Below are 16,060 nucleotides of genomic sequence, written 5' to 3'. Positions count from 1 at the left end.
AGCGATGGCCTGAAGGCGAGCGCAAGATTTTGGCGCGATAATACCAGAGATAGGGCCATTGCCGGAACTATACCGCATCAATACTGAGAAAATGGCGTAATTCTCGGCTGAGGTGTCGATACGCAATCGTTTTCGTCGCCATTTTGCCGTATACTCATGCCCGTAAAATTCATCTCGCGTCAAATGACTGTGTCACTTTCCCACTGATGTAGGTACCTAACTATGCTGACTATTGGAACCGCTCTGCGCCCAAATGCCACCCGTGTCATGTTGCTTGGCTCTGGAGAGCTGGGCAAAGAAGTGGCGATTGAATGCCAAAGACTGGGGTTGGAGGTGATTGCTGTTGATCGCTACGCCGATGCACCCGCGATGCATGTTGCTCATCGTAGTCATGTCATTAACATGCTGGATGGCACCGCGCTCAAACAGTTAGTCGAACAGGAAAAACCACATTATATCGTGCCGGAAATTGAAGCTATCGCCACTGATATGCTGGTTGAGTTAGAAAATATGGGCCAAAAAGTTGTGCCCTGCGCAGAAGCGACTCGCTTGACCATGAACCGCGAAGGTATCCGCCGTTTGGCAGCCGAAACCCTACAATTGCCGACATCCAGCTACCGTTTTGCCGAGACCCATAGCGAATTTTGCCAGGCAGTCGGTGAAATTGGCTACCCGTGCATTGTAAAACCGGTGATGAGTTCTTCGGGCAAAGGCCAGAGCCTAATTCGCAATGAAGAACAACTCCAAACCGCGTGGGATTACGCACAGCAAGGCGGCCGTGCTGGCGGCGGAAAAGTGATTGTCGAAGGTTTGGTGCGCTTTGATTTTGAAATTACCTTGCTGACCATCAGTGCTGTCGATGGGATCCACTTCTGTGCGCCTATTGGTCACCGCCAGGAAGATGGCGATTACCGTGAATCTTGGCAGCCACAGGCGATGAGTGATATTGCAGTTGCGCGCGCCAAAGAAGTGGCTTCTCAAGTGGTAAAAGCACTGGGCGGCTATGGGTTATTTGGTGTGGAATTGTTTGTCTGCGGTGACGAGGTTATTTTCAGCGAAGTTTCACCACGGCCGCACGATACAGGCATGGTGACATTGATTTCGCAGAATATGTCTGAATTTGCCTTGCATGTCCGAGCATTTTTGGGCTTGCCGATTGGCACAATTCGTCAGTATGGTGCGGCCGCATCTGCGGTTATTTTGCCTGAATTGACCAGCCACAATATTGCTTACCATGGGTTGGAAACAGCATTGGTCGGTGACACTCAGATTCGCTTATTTGGTAAGCCCGATATTGCCGGTCAACGGCGGTTGGGCGTTGCGCTGGCGGTCGCGGATGACACTGACACGGCGATTGAGGTTGCAAAACGAGCCGCGAGCGCGGTTGTCGTGACAGGTCAGTAATCCGCACATATGTATAAACCCGCCATTTAGGCGGGTTTATTGGGATGGAATAGCCCGATGCCGGGGCTTACCCCTCGTACGGGTCTTCTATTTCGTCCGCATCCTGCTCATTATCGCGACGATAATCAGACTCATCATGTTCATCAAAGTCAGTATCTTCAAAGATAGCCATGGCTTGTGGATCATTCTCGTGCCGCTCACGAATCTCTGCGGCCACGATGGCAATCGCCTCGCCACTGCTCATGCCTTCCGACATGAATTGATGAATACGTTCAACAGCTTCTTGCTGTTCCTCATGAGAAAGTGAAGGCATACCCGCTAACATTAATTTATCTCCTACATATAATTGATTCAGTATACCTGTTTCTTGTTATTTAAAGTGAATTGCTGTCTACGGTGAATTGACAGCTCTTCACGAATGCCCCAAATGCTGGGTAATTTGTGCTAATCTTCCCGCCTGTTGGTGGCGAAAATATCATTACGCCGTCTAATATGGCCGGACGAAAGAAAAGAATAGTAACTCATGAGTGTGAAACCCCTGACCTTCAAAACCTTACCTTATCAGCCAGATGCCCTGCTCCAGCAATTTGCACCACTTGCTCATCAAGCTTGGGCCATGCTGCTGCATTCCGGATTTGCTGAACACGCCCATAACCGTTTTGATATTCTGGTTGCCGACCCACGAATTACCCTCACCACGCGGGGCGAGCAAACGGAGATTACCTGTGCGCAAGGCCAAGAGTTCTCCCGTGAAGATCCTTTCTCCTTATTACAGCAACAATTGGACAAATTTTCGCCCCCCATATCACCCCACCCTGATCTGCCGTTTTTGGGCGGCGCATTGGGGTTATTTGGCTACGATTTGGGCCGCCGGGTTGAAACATTACCCGTGCTGGCTGAGCAAGATATTACCTTGCCGGATATGGCCGTCGGGCTGTATGACTGGGCTTTGATTAGCGATCATCATTTGCAAAAACTGACATTGGTGTGTCACGGTGATGCTGAACAGCGCTTGCAGTGGTTGCTGCAACAAAGAAACCCCGAAGCCCCTTTGCCATTTAAACTTACTAGTCAGTGGCAAGCCAATATGTCACGAGAGCAATATGGCGAAAAATTCCGTCAAATTCAGGAATACCAGCACAGCGGCGACTGCTATCAAATTAATTTGGCCCAGAGATTCAGTGCTGAATATCAGGGCGATGAATGGCAAGCTTTTCTGTCACTAAGCCGCAGTAATCGCGCGCCTTTTTCCGCCTTTATTCGCTTAGCGCAAAACGCAATCCTGAGTGTCTCACCGGAACGCTTTTTATGGTTAGAAAACCGCCAAATACAAACTCGCCCCATTAAAGGCACTTTGCCGCGACTCGATGACCCTGAGCAGGATAGTCAGCAAGCGGAGCGGTTGGCCAATTCGGCTAAAGATCGTGCTGAAAACCTGATGATAGTTGATCTGCTGCGCAATGATATTGGCCGGGTAGCGCAGCCGGGAAGTGTGCGGGTACCCGAGTTATTTGTCGTCGAGCCATTCCCTGCCGTACATCATCTGGTCAGCACCATTACTGCAACGCTGCCCGTGGAATCGCCGCCAACCGCATTATTGCGCGCTTGTTTCCCCGGGGGTTCTATCACCGGAGCGCCGAAAATTCGGGCCATGGAGATAATTGAACAATTGGAGCCGCAACGCCGCAATGCCTATTGCGGTAACATTGGCTATATTAGTTGCTGCGGCACGATGGACACCAACATTACCATCCGCACCCTGCTGACTGAAAACGGTAAGATATATTGTTCTGCCGGAGGCGGCATTGTGGCTGACAGTCAGGAACAGGCTGAATATCAGGAAACATTTGATAAAATTGCCCGAATATTACCGCTACTGGAAAATAGTTAATTAATGAGTGAGTGGATTCTGTGAGTGATGTGTTTGTGAGTCAATCAAGCCGGACTTTGTCGGAATTTATTAGCCGATTCCAGCTACAACAGCCGCAACCTGGCAGTTTTTCTGCCAATAGTCGCCATGCCGCCGTGTTAATTCCTATTGTTTGTCGGCCTGAACCCACATTGTTATTGACTCGGCGCTCGGATCATTTACGCAAACATGCTGGTCAGGTCGCCTTTCCCGGCGGCAAAGCTGACCCACAGGATTTTTCACTGATTGATACCGCGCTACGTGAGGCGGAGGAAGAAGTGGCAATCCCCACATCTGTTGTGCATGTATTAGGGCAACTGGCCCCACTCGACAGCTCCAGTGGTTATCAGGTCACTCCTATTGTCGGCTTGGTGCCCGCTAATATTGCTTTTCAGGGGAATGAAGAGGAAGTCGCCGGGCTATTTGAAATTCCCTTATACGAGGCGCTCAGACTGTCGCGCTACTACTCGCTAGATATTCATCGTGGCGGAGTCAATCACCGGGTCTATTTGTCATGGTATGAAAGCCAATTTATTTGGGGTCTAACAGCGGCGATTATTCGCCGTCTGGCGCAGCAGGTCAGCGTTTGACCCCAATAGGCATATGAATAGCACGGGTATTGAGTGACAAGTATCACAGCATGACGGCTAAAAAAGCGGAATTACAGCATAAAGCGATCCCTATCACCTCATCACATCGATTTTTACTCTATTTTCTTTGCACAACCATTTTAAAAAAACTGTAAACTGCTCTATCAGCGTTATGAAATATCTGTAAAATATCATTCATCACTATAAACCACTAAAAATGTAAGGTTAAAAGCAGGTAGTGATAGCGATTAATAAGTCGCGAGATGCCATTGTTGCGGTATCACATTGATACAGCCAATACCAGTAAGACCCAAATTAGCAGGGCCCTGTGATAGCAATACTCAATACAAAGTAACCTGCTGCTATCCACAGAGTTCTTATACGTAATACAAGTATTCTCGGCCACATTCATATGCGCGGAGAATAACAAAAAGCTTTGTTAAGGAGTTTCAGTGTGATTAGCGTTTTTGATATGTTTAAGATTGGCATCGGCCCATCCAGCTCCCATACCGTTGGGCCAATGAAAGCTGGCAAAGAATTTGCTGATTTATTGGTCACGCAAGGGTTAATGCCATCTGTTACACGTGTGGCCGTCGATGTTTATGGCTCACTGTCCCTGACCGGAAAAGGTCACCACACCGATATCGCTATTATTATGGGGTTGGCTGGCAATATGCCAGACACCGTGGATATCGATAGCATTCCAGGGTTTATTCGTGATGTAGAATTACGCCAAAAACTGATGCTGGCCAATGGCTTGCATGAAGTGGATTTCCCGCGTGAAGGTGGAATGGTCTTTCGCAGTGATAACCTGCCATTGCATGAAAACGCCATGCAGATTCACGCCTTTGCCAGTGATGAAAAGGTATTGAGCAAAACCTATTACTCAATCGGCGGCGGGTTTATTGTTGATGAAGAGCATTTCGGCAAAGCCGCGGTAAATGCCGTTAGCGTCCCTTATCCATTCCATTCAGCTGAAGAAATCCTGGCAAACTGCGAACAAACTGGTATGTCTATCTCCGGTATGGTGATGCAGAATGAGCTGGCGATGCACAGCAAAGAAGAGATTGAATCCTACTTTACGGCGATTTGGCAAACCATGCGCGCCTGTATTGATCGCGGCCTAAACACTGAAGGCGTCTTGCCCGGCCCACTGCGTGTACCACGCCGTGCCTCAGCGTTGCGCCGTTTGTTAGTTTCTTCGGATAAACTGTCCAGCGATCCAATGAATGTTATTGATTGGGTCAATATGTTCGCGCTGGCAGTTAACGAAGAAAATGCGGCCGGTGGCCGTGTGGTGACCGCCCCCACTAACGGGGCCTGTGGTATCGTCCCGGCGGTACTGGCTTATTACGACCACTTTATCGAACCTGTTACTCCTGAAATCTTTATCCGCTACTTCCTGTCATCAGGGGCGGTCGGGATTCTGTATAAGATGAATGCGTCTATTTCTGGCGCTGAAGTCGGCTGTCAGGGTGAAGTGGGCGTTGCCTGTTCAATGGCCGCGGCGGGTCTGGCTGAATTACTGGGGGCTAGCCCGGTGCAAGTGTGCATCGCCGCAGAAATTGGCATGGAACATAATCTGGGGCTGACATGTGACCCGGTTGCAGGTCAGGTTCAAGTACCGTGCATTGAACGTAATGCTATTGCGTCAGTGAAAGCGATTAACTCAGCACGTATGGCCATGCGCCGCACCAGCGAACCACGCGTTTCACTGGATAAAGTTATCGAAACTATGTTTGAAACCGGTAAAGATATGAATGCCAAATACCGCGAAACCTCACGTGGTGGGTTAGCAATTAAAGTGCAGTGTAATTAATTTATTGTATTGAAAACCATGTGCATCAAAGGGAGCCAGCGCTCCCCTTGATGCAACGTAAAAGATTAATAATGACTTCATATCTGGCAACCATCACACGCGGGGTTGCAACATACATCACAACACCAATAATCATCGCTTTCATAAGATGATGAGCACGCCTTTTTATTGACCTCAGCGGCAATGGCCATTGGTATAAATAATGTTTCATCAGGATGCATTGACGCCGTATTTTGGCCTAATGTACAAAATGAAAACAGCATAAACACAAGAACAAAAAATATCTTTTTCATAGAACCTCCATTACTGGCGGGCAGAATGATACAAAAATATAGGCTGTGCGGTATCCAATATACAGAAAATAAATTTTGACGCTTCAAAACAGATAAAACCCAATATCTGAAACTGCTGTTCAGACCTGCCGAAATTCCGTTTAAATACTGATAAACCGCGACAAACATTAATTTACTTAAGTCAATTTAAGCATAGCCCATATTTATCCAGTTAGAGTCATTATTTAAAATAATTATTTTTCCTTTCATTAAAATATAAATACGTCATAACTTATTGATTTAAAGTAAGTTGTTAGTTTTTATTCTCATAGGGAATCAACTTAATTTCATTATTATTACTTTCTCAACTATATATTACAAATCAATTTAACCATTAATTATAAAAAATTATTTTTTTGCAAAAATTAATATGATAAATAAGAAAAATACAATATTTTTATATATTAGTCATTATGGAATAAAATTGGATGAATTAAAAAGTACTGCAATAGTCATTAAAAAATGCGGGTCACCTTAAGATGACCCGCATTAGCCGAAACTTTGTTAGTTGTTAGAGTGTTACTCTTCCAACTCGTTACTCAACTTAGTGATGCGCACTAACTCAATACGGTAATCTGACACTTCGATAATCTCGAAGCGTAAACTATGCAATTCAATCACATCACCCGCTGTTGGCATATGGCCTGAATGAGAAAGCAGCATACCCGCTAATGAAGCATAGTCTGCCGTCGGGCTGACCAACTCCTGACAATCCAGCGCCTGCTCCAGAGAGTGCAAATCAGCCCCCCCTTTCACCAACCAACCATCACCATCAGTAATAATATCTGGCGTTTCATCTTCATCAGGGAACTCACCGGCGATGGCCTCCAGCACGTCAAGCGGTGTCACCAAGCCTTGCACCACACCAAACTCGTCATTAACCACCACTAAGCGGCCTTTCGCTTTACGCAAGACCCCCAATAGATTAATCACGTCCATGGTATCAGGCACGACTATAGGTGGTGTCGCGGCGGCAAACTCACAGATGGAGTCTCCGCGCTCAATCGCCACTAACAGATCTTTGGCGCGAACCACGCCAATTATCTCATCTAATGAATCACGGCACACCGGGAACAAGCTGTGTGGCGTGTCCAACAGTTGCTCACGAATTTCTTCTTGTGAGCGATGACAATCTACCCAAGAGATTTCCGTGCGAGGAGTCATCACACTGCGCAATGAACGGGATGCCAATGTCAGCACGCCGCTTATCATATAGCGCTCTTCTTCAGCAAAAGCCTCCGGCGGTGATGTCAACTGCGGTGAGCCATTTTGTGACTCCGGCTGCTGGCGACCGCCCATAAGACGAATGATAGCTTCGGCCGTGCGCTGGCGTCGCGGCAAGCGAGATTCATGCTTAATAAAGTTGCGACGGGCAATCTGGTTAAATAGCTCTATCAGGATAGAGAATCCGATGGCGGCATACAGATAGCCTTTCGGAATATGGAAACCAAAACCTTCAGCAATCAAGCTCAAGCCAATCATCAGCAAGAAACTCAAACACAGCACCACAACAGTCGGGTGCGCGTTAACAAAGTTCGTCAATGTTTTCGATGCCAACAGCATCACGCCCATAGCTATCACAACCGCGGTCATCATGATGGCCAAATCATTGACCATCCCCACGGCAGTAATTACTGCATCGAGGGAGAACACGGCATCTAATACCACTATCTGTGCAACCACCGCCCAGAAGCTGGCGTAACCTCGGCTTGCACTGTCATCGTGCTGGTTTCCCTCTAGCCGTTCATGTAACTCTGTGGTGGCTTTAAACAGTAGGAACAGCCCCCCCACCAGCAAAATCAGATCTCGCCCGGAGAAACTAAAGCTGCCGACACTAAACAGAGGTGTTGTCAGCGTGACCATCCAGGAAATCACCGACAGCAGCCCCAAACGCATAATCAATGCCAGAGATAACCCGATGATTCGAGCTTTATCTCTTTGTTTAGGCGGCAGTTTGTCGGCCAGGATGGCGATGAATACCAGGTTATCAATACCCAGAACAATTTCCAGTACTACCAACGTCAATAACCCTGCCCAAATTGAGGGGTCCATTAGAAATTCCATGTCAGACTCCGATAATAAGAACACGATTTAGATGATGAGCGGCCTGCAACAGACATAGCAAAATGCCGTGATACGGCTGTCAGTATAGATACGCAGAAAGATCGGGTGAAATTATACGCAGCAACTGTGCGTGATTGGATAACCAGATGTAAACCCACTGGTGAGGTATTAACACTAGAGAAACAGTAACTTCGGTGACAGTCCATAGGGAGAGCTGAGGCCCTTAACTCCTGACAATTAATAGAGCCGCTAACTTTATCAGGAATTTTTTTACCCGCATAGTCAGATTTATTACCCTGCTTACGATAAGCCGCTATTTCGTCAAAATAAATGCCTCAATAACAGCATGCTTATTTTCATGACTAAAATTTGTTTCCTGCCCAAAGTGGGTCATCAGCCAACTTTCATACAAATAGCACAAATATTAAACACAACAATCATAACGTGATGAGTGAGTTAGGGGGTAAACTCATCAGCACAACTCATATAAGTGTCGATTTATTATCCAAGTAAGCAAAATCATTCATAACTTGTCCCAATAAATGAGCAGCGTCACATAATTTATTTTTTCACTGACTAAAATAAATCACATCCAGCACATTTGGGTATGTACCTGAATCGATTCATTGTCGATACGAATAAATCGTCAGCAGTGCGCTGATATTGTGACTATCATAATAGATTCAATGTGTACTGAAATGTTTTGGGTGATTACTGGTTTTTCTGTTACGTGCGAGAACTCAATTCTGAGTTAACAGAGGGGGTAGCGAGTGAGTATAGCTATTATCATTGGCACACATGGGGCTGCGGCAGAACAACTGCTGAAAACAGCTGAAATGATTTTAGGTGAGCAAAGTAATGTCGCTTATATCGATTTCGTCCCAGGTGAAAATGCCGAAACGTTGATTGAGAAATACAACGGTAAATTGACCGGATTAGATACCAGTAAAGGTGTTTTATTCCTGGTTGATACCTGGGGTGGTAGCCCGTTTAACGCCGCCAGTCGAATTGCTATCGATAAAGAGAACTATGAGGTCGTCACCGGGGTTAACATTCCGATGTTGGCTGAAACCTTTATGGCTCGTGATGATAATCCATCATTTGCTGAACTGGTTGCAGTCGCGGTAGAAACTGGTCGTGAGGGCGTAAAAGCACTGAAAGCGCCTGAAGTTAAGAGTGATAAGCCCGAGACGCAACAAACAATTTCTGCGCCAAAAGCCAAGGCTCCGGCCGTCGCTTTAGGCCCGAATGATCACATGAAGATCGGGCTGGCGCGCATCGATGACCGCTTAATCCATGGTCAGGTCGCAACTCGCTGGACCAAAGAAACTAACGTAAGCCGCATTATTGTTGTCAGCGACGAAGTTGCTGCTGACAAAATGCGTAGCACCTTGCTCAAACAAGTTGCACCTCCGGGTGTCACTGCGCACGTAGTTGATGTTGAGAAAGCTATCCGCGTTTACAACAATCCGAAATATGCCAAAGACAGGGTTATGCTGTTATTTACTAACCCAACTGACGTTGTGCGTATGGTTGAGGGTGGCGTAGATATTAAGTCAGTCAATATCGGTGGTATGGCATTCCGTCAGGGTAAAACCCAAGTGAATAATGCCGTTTCCGTTGATGAAAAAGATATTGAAGCCTTTAATAAATTAAATGCTCGCGGTATTGAACTGGAAGTTCGGAAAGTGTCTTCGGATAGCCGGCTCAAAATGATGGATTTAATTAACAAACTTAATAAATAGCTTTACTAAAAACTACGTAGCAAGGTTATGCCCTGTCCTGTTTTGGGATTCGGTTATTTTTACTCAGCTTTTTTGGTCATAGGAGAAGTACAATGGAGATCACAACTCTTCAGATTGTGCTGATTTTCATAGTTGCATGTATCGCCGGGATGGGCTCCATTCTGGATGAGTTCCAATTTCACCGTCCCCTCGTCGCCTGTACCCTAGTAGGTCTGGTTTTAGGTGATATGAAAACCGGTATTATTATCGGTGGTACCTTGGAAATGATCGCGCTCGGCTGGATGAACATCGGGGCTGCAGTAGCACCTGATGCCGCGCTGGCGTCAATTATTTCGACCATTCTGGTCATTGCTGGTGGTCAAGATATCGGTGCGGGTATCGCACTGGCTATCCCGTTAGCAGCAGCTGGTCAGGTATTAACCATTATTGTCCGTACTATTACCGTGGCCTTCCAGCACGCCGCAGATGGTGCTGCCGAACGAGGCAGTCTACGAGCGATTACCTGGATCCACATTTCTGCCCTGTTCTTGCAGGCGATGCGTATTGCTATCCCTGCCCTGATCGTTGCCCTGTCTGTTGGGACATCTGAAGTTCAGATGCTGCTCAGCTCGATTCCTGATGTGGTTACCAGTGGCTTGAATATCGCCGGTGGTATGATAGTCGTAGTAGGTTACGCCATGGTTATCAACATGATGCGTGCCGGCTACCTGATGCCATTCTTCTATTTAGGTTTCGTGACCGCCGCATTCACCAACTTCAACCTGGTGGCTCTGGGTGTTATTGGCGTAGTTATGGCGCTGCTGTATATCCAGCTCAGCCCGAAATACAACAAATCTCAGGTTGTACAGTCTGGCCCGTCCAATAACGATCTTGATAACGAATTAGACTAGGAAAAGGTGAGAGAAATGGTTGATACAACGACTGTTGATAAAACAACTACTGGTGAAAAGAAACTCACGCCCGCCGATATCCGCGGGGTGTTTATCCGCTCTAACCTCTTCCAAGGGTCGTGGAACTTCGAACGTATGCAGGCGCTGGGTTTCTGCTTCTCAATGGTACCGGCAATTCGTCGCCTTTATCCAGAGAACTCGGAAGAGCGTAAGCAGGCAATCAAACGCCATTTGGAATTCTTCAACACCCAACCTTTCGTTGCAGCCCCGATTCTGGGTGTAACGCTGGCGATGGAAGAACAGAAAGCCAATGGTGCTGAGATTGACGATGCGGCAATTAACGGTATCAAAGTTGGTCTGATGGGGCCGCTGGCCGGTGTCGGTGACCCAATATTCTGGGGTACTGTGCGCCCGGTATTGGCAGCACTCGGCGCGGGTATCGCGATGAGCGGCAGTTTGCTCGGCCCGTTACTGTTCTTTGTTCTGTTTAACCTGGTACGTTTGCTGACCCGTTATTATGGTGTTGCTTACGGCTATTCAAAAGGCGTCAATATCGTCAGCGATATGGACGGTGGCCTGCTGCAAAAACTGACGGAAGGGGCGTCTATCCTCGGCCTGTTTGTTATGGGGGCCTTGGTTAACAAATGGACGCACGTCAACATACCGGTTGTGGTGTCCAAAATAACCAACCAGAACGGTGAAACCACGGTGACCACGGTGCAAACCATTCTGGATCAGTTGATGCCGGGTTTGGTACCATTACTGCTAACTTTCGGCTGTATGTGGCTGTTACGCCGTAAAGTTAACGCACTGTGGATTATTATGGGCTTCTTCGCCATCGGTATCTTCGGCTACTGGATTGGCTTCCTGGCACCATAATTTTCTGATTAGATTTGGCAAAAACCGGGGGTTTACTCCCGGTTTTTTATTTGGGAGTGTTTGCATGTCGGTTACTGATCTCGTTTTGATTGTTTTTATTGCCCTATTACTCGCTTATGCCATCTATGATGAATTCATCATGAATATGATGAAAGGCAAAACTCGGCTACAAATTCATCTCAAACGTAAAAACAAAATCGATTGTGCAATTTTTGTCGGTCTAATTGCTATTCTTGTTTACAATAATGTGATGGCGAATGGTGAACCCTTAACCACATATTTATTAGTGGGTTTAGCGCTAATTGCGTTTTATATCTCTTATATTCGCTGGCCAAAATTGTTGTTTAAAAATACAGGTTTCTTCTACGCTAATGCTTTTATTGAATATCACCGAATAAAAGGCATGAATTTATCGGAAGATGGGATCCTAGTGATTGATTTAGAGCAGCGCAGATTACTCATCCAAGTTCGGCAATTAGATGACTTAGAAAAAATTTATAATTTTTTCGTTGAAAATCAGTCATAAAGAAACAGAACGGGGAAATGAATCTATTGATTTTTCAGTTAATTGATTAATTTCCCGACACCTTTCAAACCCCTTCGCTGTTTATTTCCACACCATTACTGATGCTTATATCGGCTATTTTTAGCCATACTTTCGATAATGAAAATCATTATCAATAGCATTGGTTCGCCATATTATTTTGGGGGTTGTCTGTCTTGGAATATATATGTTAAGGTTGCGCCGTTCATGGGGAGTAGCCGGTTTCTATTCGTTATATTGAATTGATATATCGATATATAGAAACGCCCGTATCAACATACTCGTTTCGCTGTTAGAAACGTGGTGCGGGCAGCCAGGTAAGGTTGGCGAGACCATAGACACGTAGCTCCGTCGTTAGGTTGGGGGTGGGTTACGTGTATATGGAGCCGCCCGGCCGAGACTATTTCTATGAATCTATCTGCAACACTCATTCTTGCTTTTGCTATGTCTATGGATGCTTTTGCTGCGTCTATTGGTAAAGGCGCCAGTCTACATAAGCCCCGTTTTAGAGAAGCTATCCGCACCGGTCTTATCTTTGGTGTGATAGAAGCTATTACCCCGTTGATTGGATGGTGCATTGGCCTGTTTGCCAGTCAATATATCTTGGAATGGGATCACTGGATTGCCTTTAGCCTGCTGTTCATTCTGGGTTGCCGGATGATTTTTGAAGGCGCAAAACAGCAAGTCGAAGAAACAGAAAAAATGCGCAGTCACAGTTTTTGGGTTTTAGTGATGACAGCCATAGCCACCAGCCTTGATGCCATGGCAATTGGTGTCGGTCTGGCGTTCTTGCAAGTAAACATTGTTCACACCGCCATGGCCATTGGGTTGGCCACCATGATAATGGCGACGCTGGGTATGCTAATTGGCCGCTATATTGGCCCACTGCTGGGTAAACGTGCTGAAATAATGGGCGGTATTGTGTTGATAGGTATCGGTTTTAATATCCTTTACGAGCACATCTATCGCCTCGCCTAACCTGATAACCATATCGTTAGTGCTTTTATTCTCGCCGTAAAATAAAGCGGTATGAAGAGCAAAAAAGAAACCCCGCATTCGAGATGAATAGCGGGGTTTTTTTATTCTATCGGTTATCGGCAAATATCAATTCAGTATTAGAAATCCATTGAGACTGATAATTTCAGTGCTCGTGGGTCGCCCTGATAGATGTAAGTGCCAGAATCTTCAACCGATTCCCAGTAGCGTTCGTTGGTCACGTTCTCAACATTCGCGCGCCAGGTCAGATTCGTGTCTTTCATTGGCATGGTATAACGCACGCCCAGATCCAGACGCGTCCAAGGTTTCAATTTCAATGTATTAGCTTCGTTGGCATATTGAGAACCGGAGCGCACCACCGTGCCGGTTGCGGTCAGGCCTTCAACCACAGGAATATCATATTCGCCGCCAAACACTAACTGATAGTTAGCAACACCCACGGCATCATTGCCGTTATTGGCGCTGTCAGCCGCTTTGGTCAGTTTAGGATCCAACCAGGTCGCGCTCGCCAACAGACGGGTACCAAATACCGGCTCACCGAATACGTTTAGCTCAACACCACGGTTGCGCTGTTCACCATAGAAACCATAGGCGTTAGTCGCTGGATCAACCATGCCCGTTGGTCGGGTGATTTCAAACAGAGACAACGTACCACCGTAGCGCTGGTTATCAAACTTCACGCCGATTTCATTCTGTTTTGAATGAATAATGCCCGGGATCTGGCCGGCGTTAACCACTGGTTTACCATTAAATTGATAAGGTGCAGACTTGCCCGGCCCTAACGCTTCAATGTGGTTAGCATACAGGGAGACTTTCTCCCACGGCTTCACCATGATGCCGTAAATCGGTGTCACTTTCATCGCATCCAGTGAACCGGCGCTATTTGGCACCCCACTGTCGAAGTTACGAATAGTGACTTCCTGACGGCGCACACCCAGCATCAATGACACTTTGTCATCCATCATTGATAAGGTATCTGATAATGAAAGACCAGAAGCACGGACCTGACTATTTAACTGAGGATCCTGACTGGTACTCCCCATCGTCGTTGGAGGGAAGTTAATCACGCCAGGGTTATAGATATTGGTATCTGCGGGATTCGACATATTCCAAGCTGATTTAGCCGTACGATAGTTAGCCGCATACCCCAGATTGACTTTATGGGTGATTGGGCCTGTATCAAAGTGGCCACGAATGCCACCTAAACCGGCAACAGAATCAGCCACATACGGCACATACAAGCGAGAAATAGTCGCATCGCCATTATTAGCACTGGTCAGTGTCGGTGAACCATATTGACCGGTTTCTTCGTTACGACTGGCACCGACGGAGCCATAAACAGTCCAGTTCTGGCTAACATCATATTCACTGCGCAGCATACCGAAGGTGGTTTCCATATCGGTATATACCCACGACTGCCCATAGTTTAGGGTTGAAGATGGGGGCTCAGGAATGACGGTTGCACCGCCGATCGCAACATCTGTGCGCATATGATGAATAGTTTGCTTCTGGTAGCCCACGTCTAGTGATGTACGGGCGCGATCACCACGGTAATCCAATCCTGTTGAGACTGCGGTCGTGCGCTCTTTCTGATCATGAATAGCTGACTCACCTTCACGGTGCAGGACATTCACTCGCACGCCGAACTGATCATCATCACCATAACGGCGACCGACATCCAGCGCCCCACCCACTTGAGAAGATGAACCATAATCTACCGTGACGCGAGTCAGCGGAGTATCACCCGCACGTTTAGGTTCGAGGTTAATCATCCCACCAACACCGCTGCCACTCGGCGAAATGCCGTTAATGAAGGCATTGGCACCTTTAAAGACCTCGACTCGCTCAACCATGCTGGTTGACACTATCTGGCGCGGTAAAACACCAAACAGGCCACCAAATGAGATATCGTCACCATCAAGGTTGTAGCCGCGAATACGATAGTTCTGTGATGGGTTACCGTAACCGCGAACGTTTTGCACGGAAGCATCATTTTTGACGACATCAGCAATCGAGTTAGCTTGCTGGTCTTCAATCATTTTGGAGGTATAGCTGATAACGTTAAATGGCACGTTACGCGCATCTTGCTGCCCAAGGAAACCGATACGGCCGCCATTAGCCACCTGACCATCCAAATAGGTCGGAATTAAATCATTGCCACCGGCACGGAAAGTATCCTGTGTTCCGACAACGGTAATGGTATCGGTTTTTTTGCTCTCATCCGCTTTCGCAGCGTCAGTTGCGGTGCTGGTTTTTTTGACGTTTTCAACCGCAGTCCCTGCCGTTGCTGCAGCCCATGAAGATGCTGACAATGTGCCCAATGCGGCGCCGATCATGACGCACAAAAGACGCGGCGCGAGTCGTTTCTGATGCACGCGTGTGGAAATGGTTTCATTCATCGTGTTGATGCCCCTGATTTTTGCAAAATAGCCACTAATGAGAATGCTTATTATAAGGATTCAGGATTATCCTGATAACACCTATTGATGCAAGCATTTCTGCACGTCCAGGGGATTATTTTTGATGTCGTAAATAAATTAGGTAGATTATGTGATAAACATGATCGCGGGCGGTAACTACTATTGTCTGGAGAGATGAATATGAAACTAAAGTAAAATTATTCTGAAGTTTCATTTAAATAATGTGTGATTAATTCCACTTTCCCTACTTAAGTCATTTATTTATACATTTCTCACACTGATTTACCCATATTATTAATAAGGTTAAGTGTTATTTCTTATCTCTTACTCATTCCTTCACCTCTCGCCCGAAGCCCCACCAACAGCGGCTTTGCTCCAATAAACATTGCCGCTATTAGGTTGCTGAATTCCTTTTATTTATTGTGAATAATAAAAATCTGATTATCTAAATTTTAATGTTAGCGATAG

13 protein-coding genes and 1 riboswitch are annotated in these 16,060 nt (G+C 46.5%); of the genes, 9 read left to right on the top strand and 4 right to left on the bottom strand.

Annotation, left to right across the window (positions count from 1 at the left end; translation table 11 throughout):
• Positions 1-222: 222 nt before the first annotated feature.
• On the top strand, positions 223-1,404 hold the full coding sequence (gene purT / locus F0T03_RS09435; RefSeq protein WP_145555371.1) for a formate-dependent phosphoribosylglycinamide formyltransferase: 1,182 nt from the start codon (positions 223-225) through the stop codon (positions 1,402-1,404).
• A gap of 67 nt (positions 1,405-1,471) precedes the next feature.
• Here purT and F0T03_RS09430 read toward each other — a convergent pair whose 3' ends face one another.
• Positions 1,472-1,729: a YoaH family protein gene (locus tag F0T03_RS09430; protein WP_145555370.1), complete on the bottom strand. Its 258-nt coding sequence runs from the start codon at positions 1,727-1,729 to the stop codon at positions 1,472-1,474.
• Positions 1,730-1,927: 198 nt separating this feature from the next.
• On the opposite strand from F0T03_RS09430, the gene pabB reads away from it, so the two are divergent.
• The 3 genes from pabB (at position 1,928) to F0T03_RS09415 (ending at position 5,722) form a co-directional block, all read left to right on the top strand.
• Positions 1,928-3,295, top strand: a complete 1,368-nt coding sequence (pabB, locus tag F0T03_RS09425) for an aminodeoxychorismate synthase component 1 (RefSeq protein ID WP_159678024.1) — start codon at positions 1,928-1,930, stop codon at positions 3,293-3,295.
• Positions 3,296-3,315: 20 nt separating this feature from the next.
• Complete coding sequence (locus F0T03_RS09420) at positions 3,316-3,903, top strand: CoA pyrophosphatase (protein WP_159678022.1); 588 nt, start codon at positions 3,316-3,318, stop codon at positions 3,901-3,903.
• Positions 3,904-4,357: 454 nt separating this feature from the next.
• Positions 4,358-5,722 carry an L-serine ammonia-lyase gene (locus F0T03_RS09415; RefSeq protein WP_159678020.1) on the top strand — a complete coding sequence of 455 codons (1,365 nt, stop codon included), beginning with the start codon at positions 4,358-4,360 and terminating at the stop codon, positions 5,720-5,722.
• 77 nt (positions 5,723-5,799) lie between these two features.
• Here the strand turns inward: F0T03_RS09415 and F0T03_RS09410 are convergent, their stop codons facing one another.
• Positions 5,800-6,015, bottom strand: a complete 216-nt coding sequence (locus F0T03_RS09410) for an ST-I family heat-stable enterotoxin (protein ID WP_159678018.1) — start codon at positions 6,013-6,015, stop codon at positions 5,800-5,802.
• Between the two features lie 558 nt (positions 6,016-6,573).
• Positions 6,574-8,118, bottom strand: a complete 1,545-nt coding sequence (locus tag F0T03_RS09405) for a TerC family protein (RefSeq protein WP_145553063.1) — start codon at positions 8,116-8,118, stop codon at positions 6,574-6,576.
• 770 nt (positions 8,119-8,888) lie between these two features.
• On the opposite strand from F0T03_RS09405, the gene manX reads away from it, so the two are divergent.
• From manX to mntP, 5 genes are all read left to right on the top strand, one after another.
• Positions 8,889-9,863 carry a PTS mannose transporter subunit IIAB gene (gene manX / locus F0T03_RS09400; RefSeq protein ID WP_159678016.1) on the top strand — a complete coding sequence of 325 codons (975 nt, stop codon included), beginning with the start codon at positions 8,889-8,891 and terminating at the stop codon, positions 9,861-9,863.
• Positions 9,864-9,955: 92 nt separating this feature from the next.
• A complete protein-coding gene (locus tag F0T03_RS09395) occupies positions 9,956-10,753 on the top strand; it encodes a PTS mannose/fructose/sorbose transporter subunit IIC (protein WP_004701713.1) in 798 nt (265 codons plus the stop codon).
• Positions 10,754-10,768: 15 nt separating this feature from the next.
• Entirely contained in the window at positions 10,769-11,632 is an 864-nt protein-coding gene (locus tag F0T03_RS09390; protein ID WP_145553067.1) for a PTS mannose transporter subunit IID, read from the top strand.
• A 64-nt stretch (positions 11,633-11,696) separates the two neighbouring features.
• Positions 11,697-12,158, top strand: a complete 462-nt coding sequence (locus F0T03_RS09385) for a DUF986 family protein (protein WP_159678014.1) — start codon at positions 11,697-11,699, stop codon at positions 12,156-12,158.
• A gap of 215 nt (positions 12,159-12,373) precedes the next feature.
• A riboswitch (yybP-ykoY riboswitch) is annotated at positions 12,374-12,574 on the top strand.
• A 10-nt stretch (positions 12,575-12,584) separates the two neighbouring features.
• Entirely contained in the window at positions 12,585-13,154 is a 570-nt protein-coding gene (mntP, locus tag F0T03_RS09380; RefSeq protein ID WP_145554707.1) for a manganese efflux pump MntP, read from the top strand.
• Between the two features lie 137 nt (positions 13,155-13,291).
• Here the strand turns inward: mntP and F0T03_RS09375 are convergent, their stop codons facing one another.
• Positions 13,292-15,571 (bottom strand): TonB-dependent receptor, encoded by a 2,280-nt coding sequence (locus F0T03_RS09375; protein ID WP_159678012.1) that lies wholly within the window; start codon positions 15,569-15,571, stop codon positions 13,292-13,294.
• Positions 15,572-16,060: the final 489 nt, after the last annotated feature.

It is taken from the genome of Yersinia canariae, from assembly GCF_009831415.1.
GTDB classification, from domain to species: domain Bacteria; phylum Pseudomonadota; class Gammaproteobacteria; order Enterobacterales; family Enterobacteriaceae; genus Yersinia; species Yersinia canariae.
This window is presented reverse-complemented; position numbering and strand designations above follow the sequence as displayed.

What these genes read in the sequence shown, in the direction of transcription:
- purT (WP_145555371.1), top strand. Translation starts at nt 223, where the DNA reads ATGCTGACTATTGGAACCGCTCTGCGCCCAAATGCCACCCGTGTCATG.
- F0T03_RS09430 (WP_145555370.1), bottom strand. Translation starts at nt 1,729, where the DNA reads ATGTTAGCGGGTATGCCTTCACTTTCTCATGAGGAACAGCAAGAAGCT.
- pabB (WP_159678024.1), top strand. Translation starts at nt 1,928, where the DNA reads ATGAGTGTGAAACCCCTGACCTTCAAAACCTTACCTTATCAGCCAGAT.
- F0T03_RS09410 (WP_159678018.1), bottom strand. Translation starts at nt 6,015, where the DNA reads ATGAAAAAGATATTTTTTGTTCTTGTGTTTATGCTGTTTTCATTTTGT.
- F0T03_RS09405 (WP_145553063.1), bottom strand. Translation starts at nt 8,118, where the DNA reads ATGGAATTTCTAATGGACCCCTCAATTTGGGCAGGGTTATTGACGTTG.
- F0T03_RS09395 (WP_004701713.1), top strand. Translation starts at nt 9,956, where the DNA reads ATGGAGATCACAACTCTTCAGATTGTGCTGATTTTCATAGTTGCATGT.
- F0T03_RS09390 (WP_145553067.1), top strand. Translation starts at nt 10,769, where the DNA reads ATGGTTGATACAACGACTGTTGATAAAACAACTACTGGTGAAAAGAAA.
- F0T03_RS09385 (WP_159678014.1), top strand. Translation starts at nt 11,697, where the DNA reads ATGTCGGTTACTGATCTCGTTTTGATTGTTTTTATTGCCCTATTACTC.
- mntP (WP_145554707.1), top strand. Translation starts at nt 12,585, where the DNA reads ATGAATCTATCTGCAACACTCATTCTTGCTTTTGCTATGTCTATGGAT.
- F0T03_RS09375 (WP_159678012.1), bottom strand. Translation starts at nt 15,571, where the DNA reads ATGAATGAAACCATTTCCACACGCGTGCATCAGAAACGACTCGCGCCG.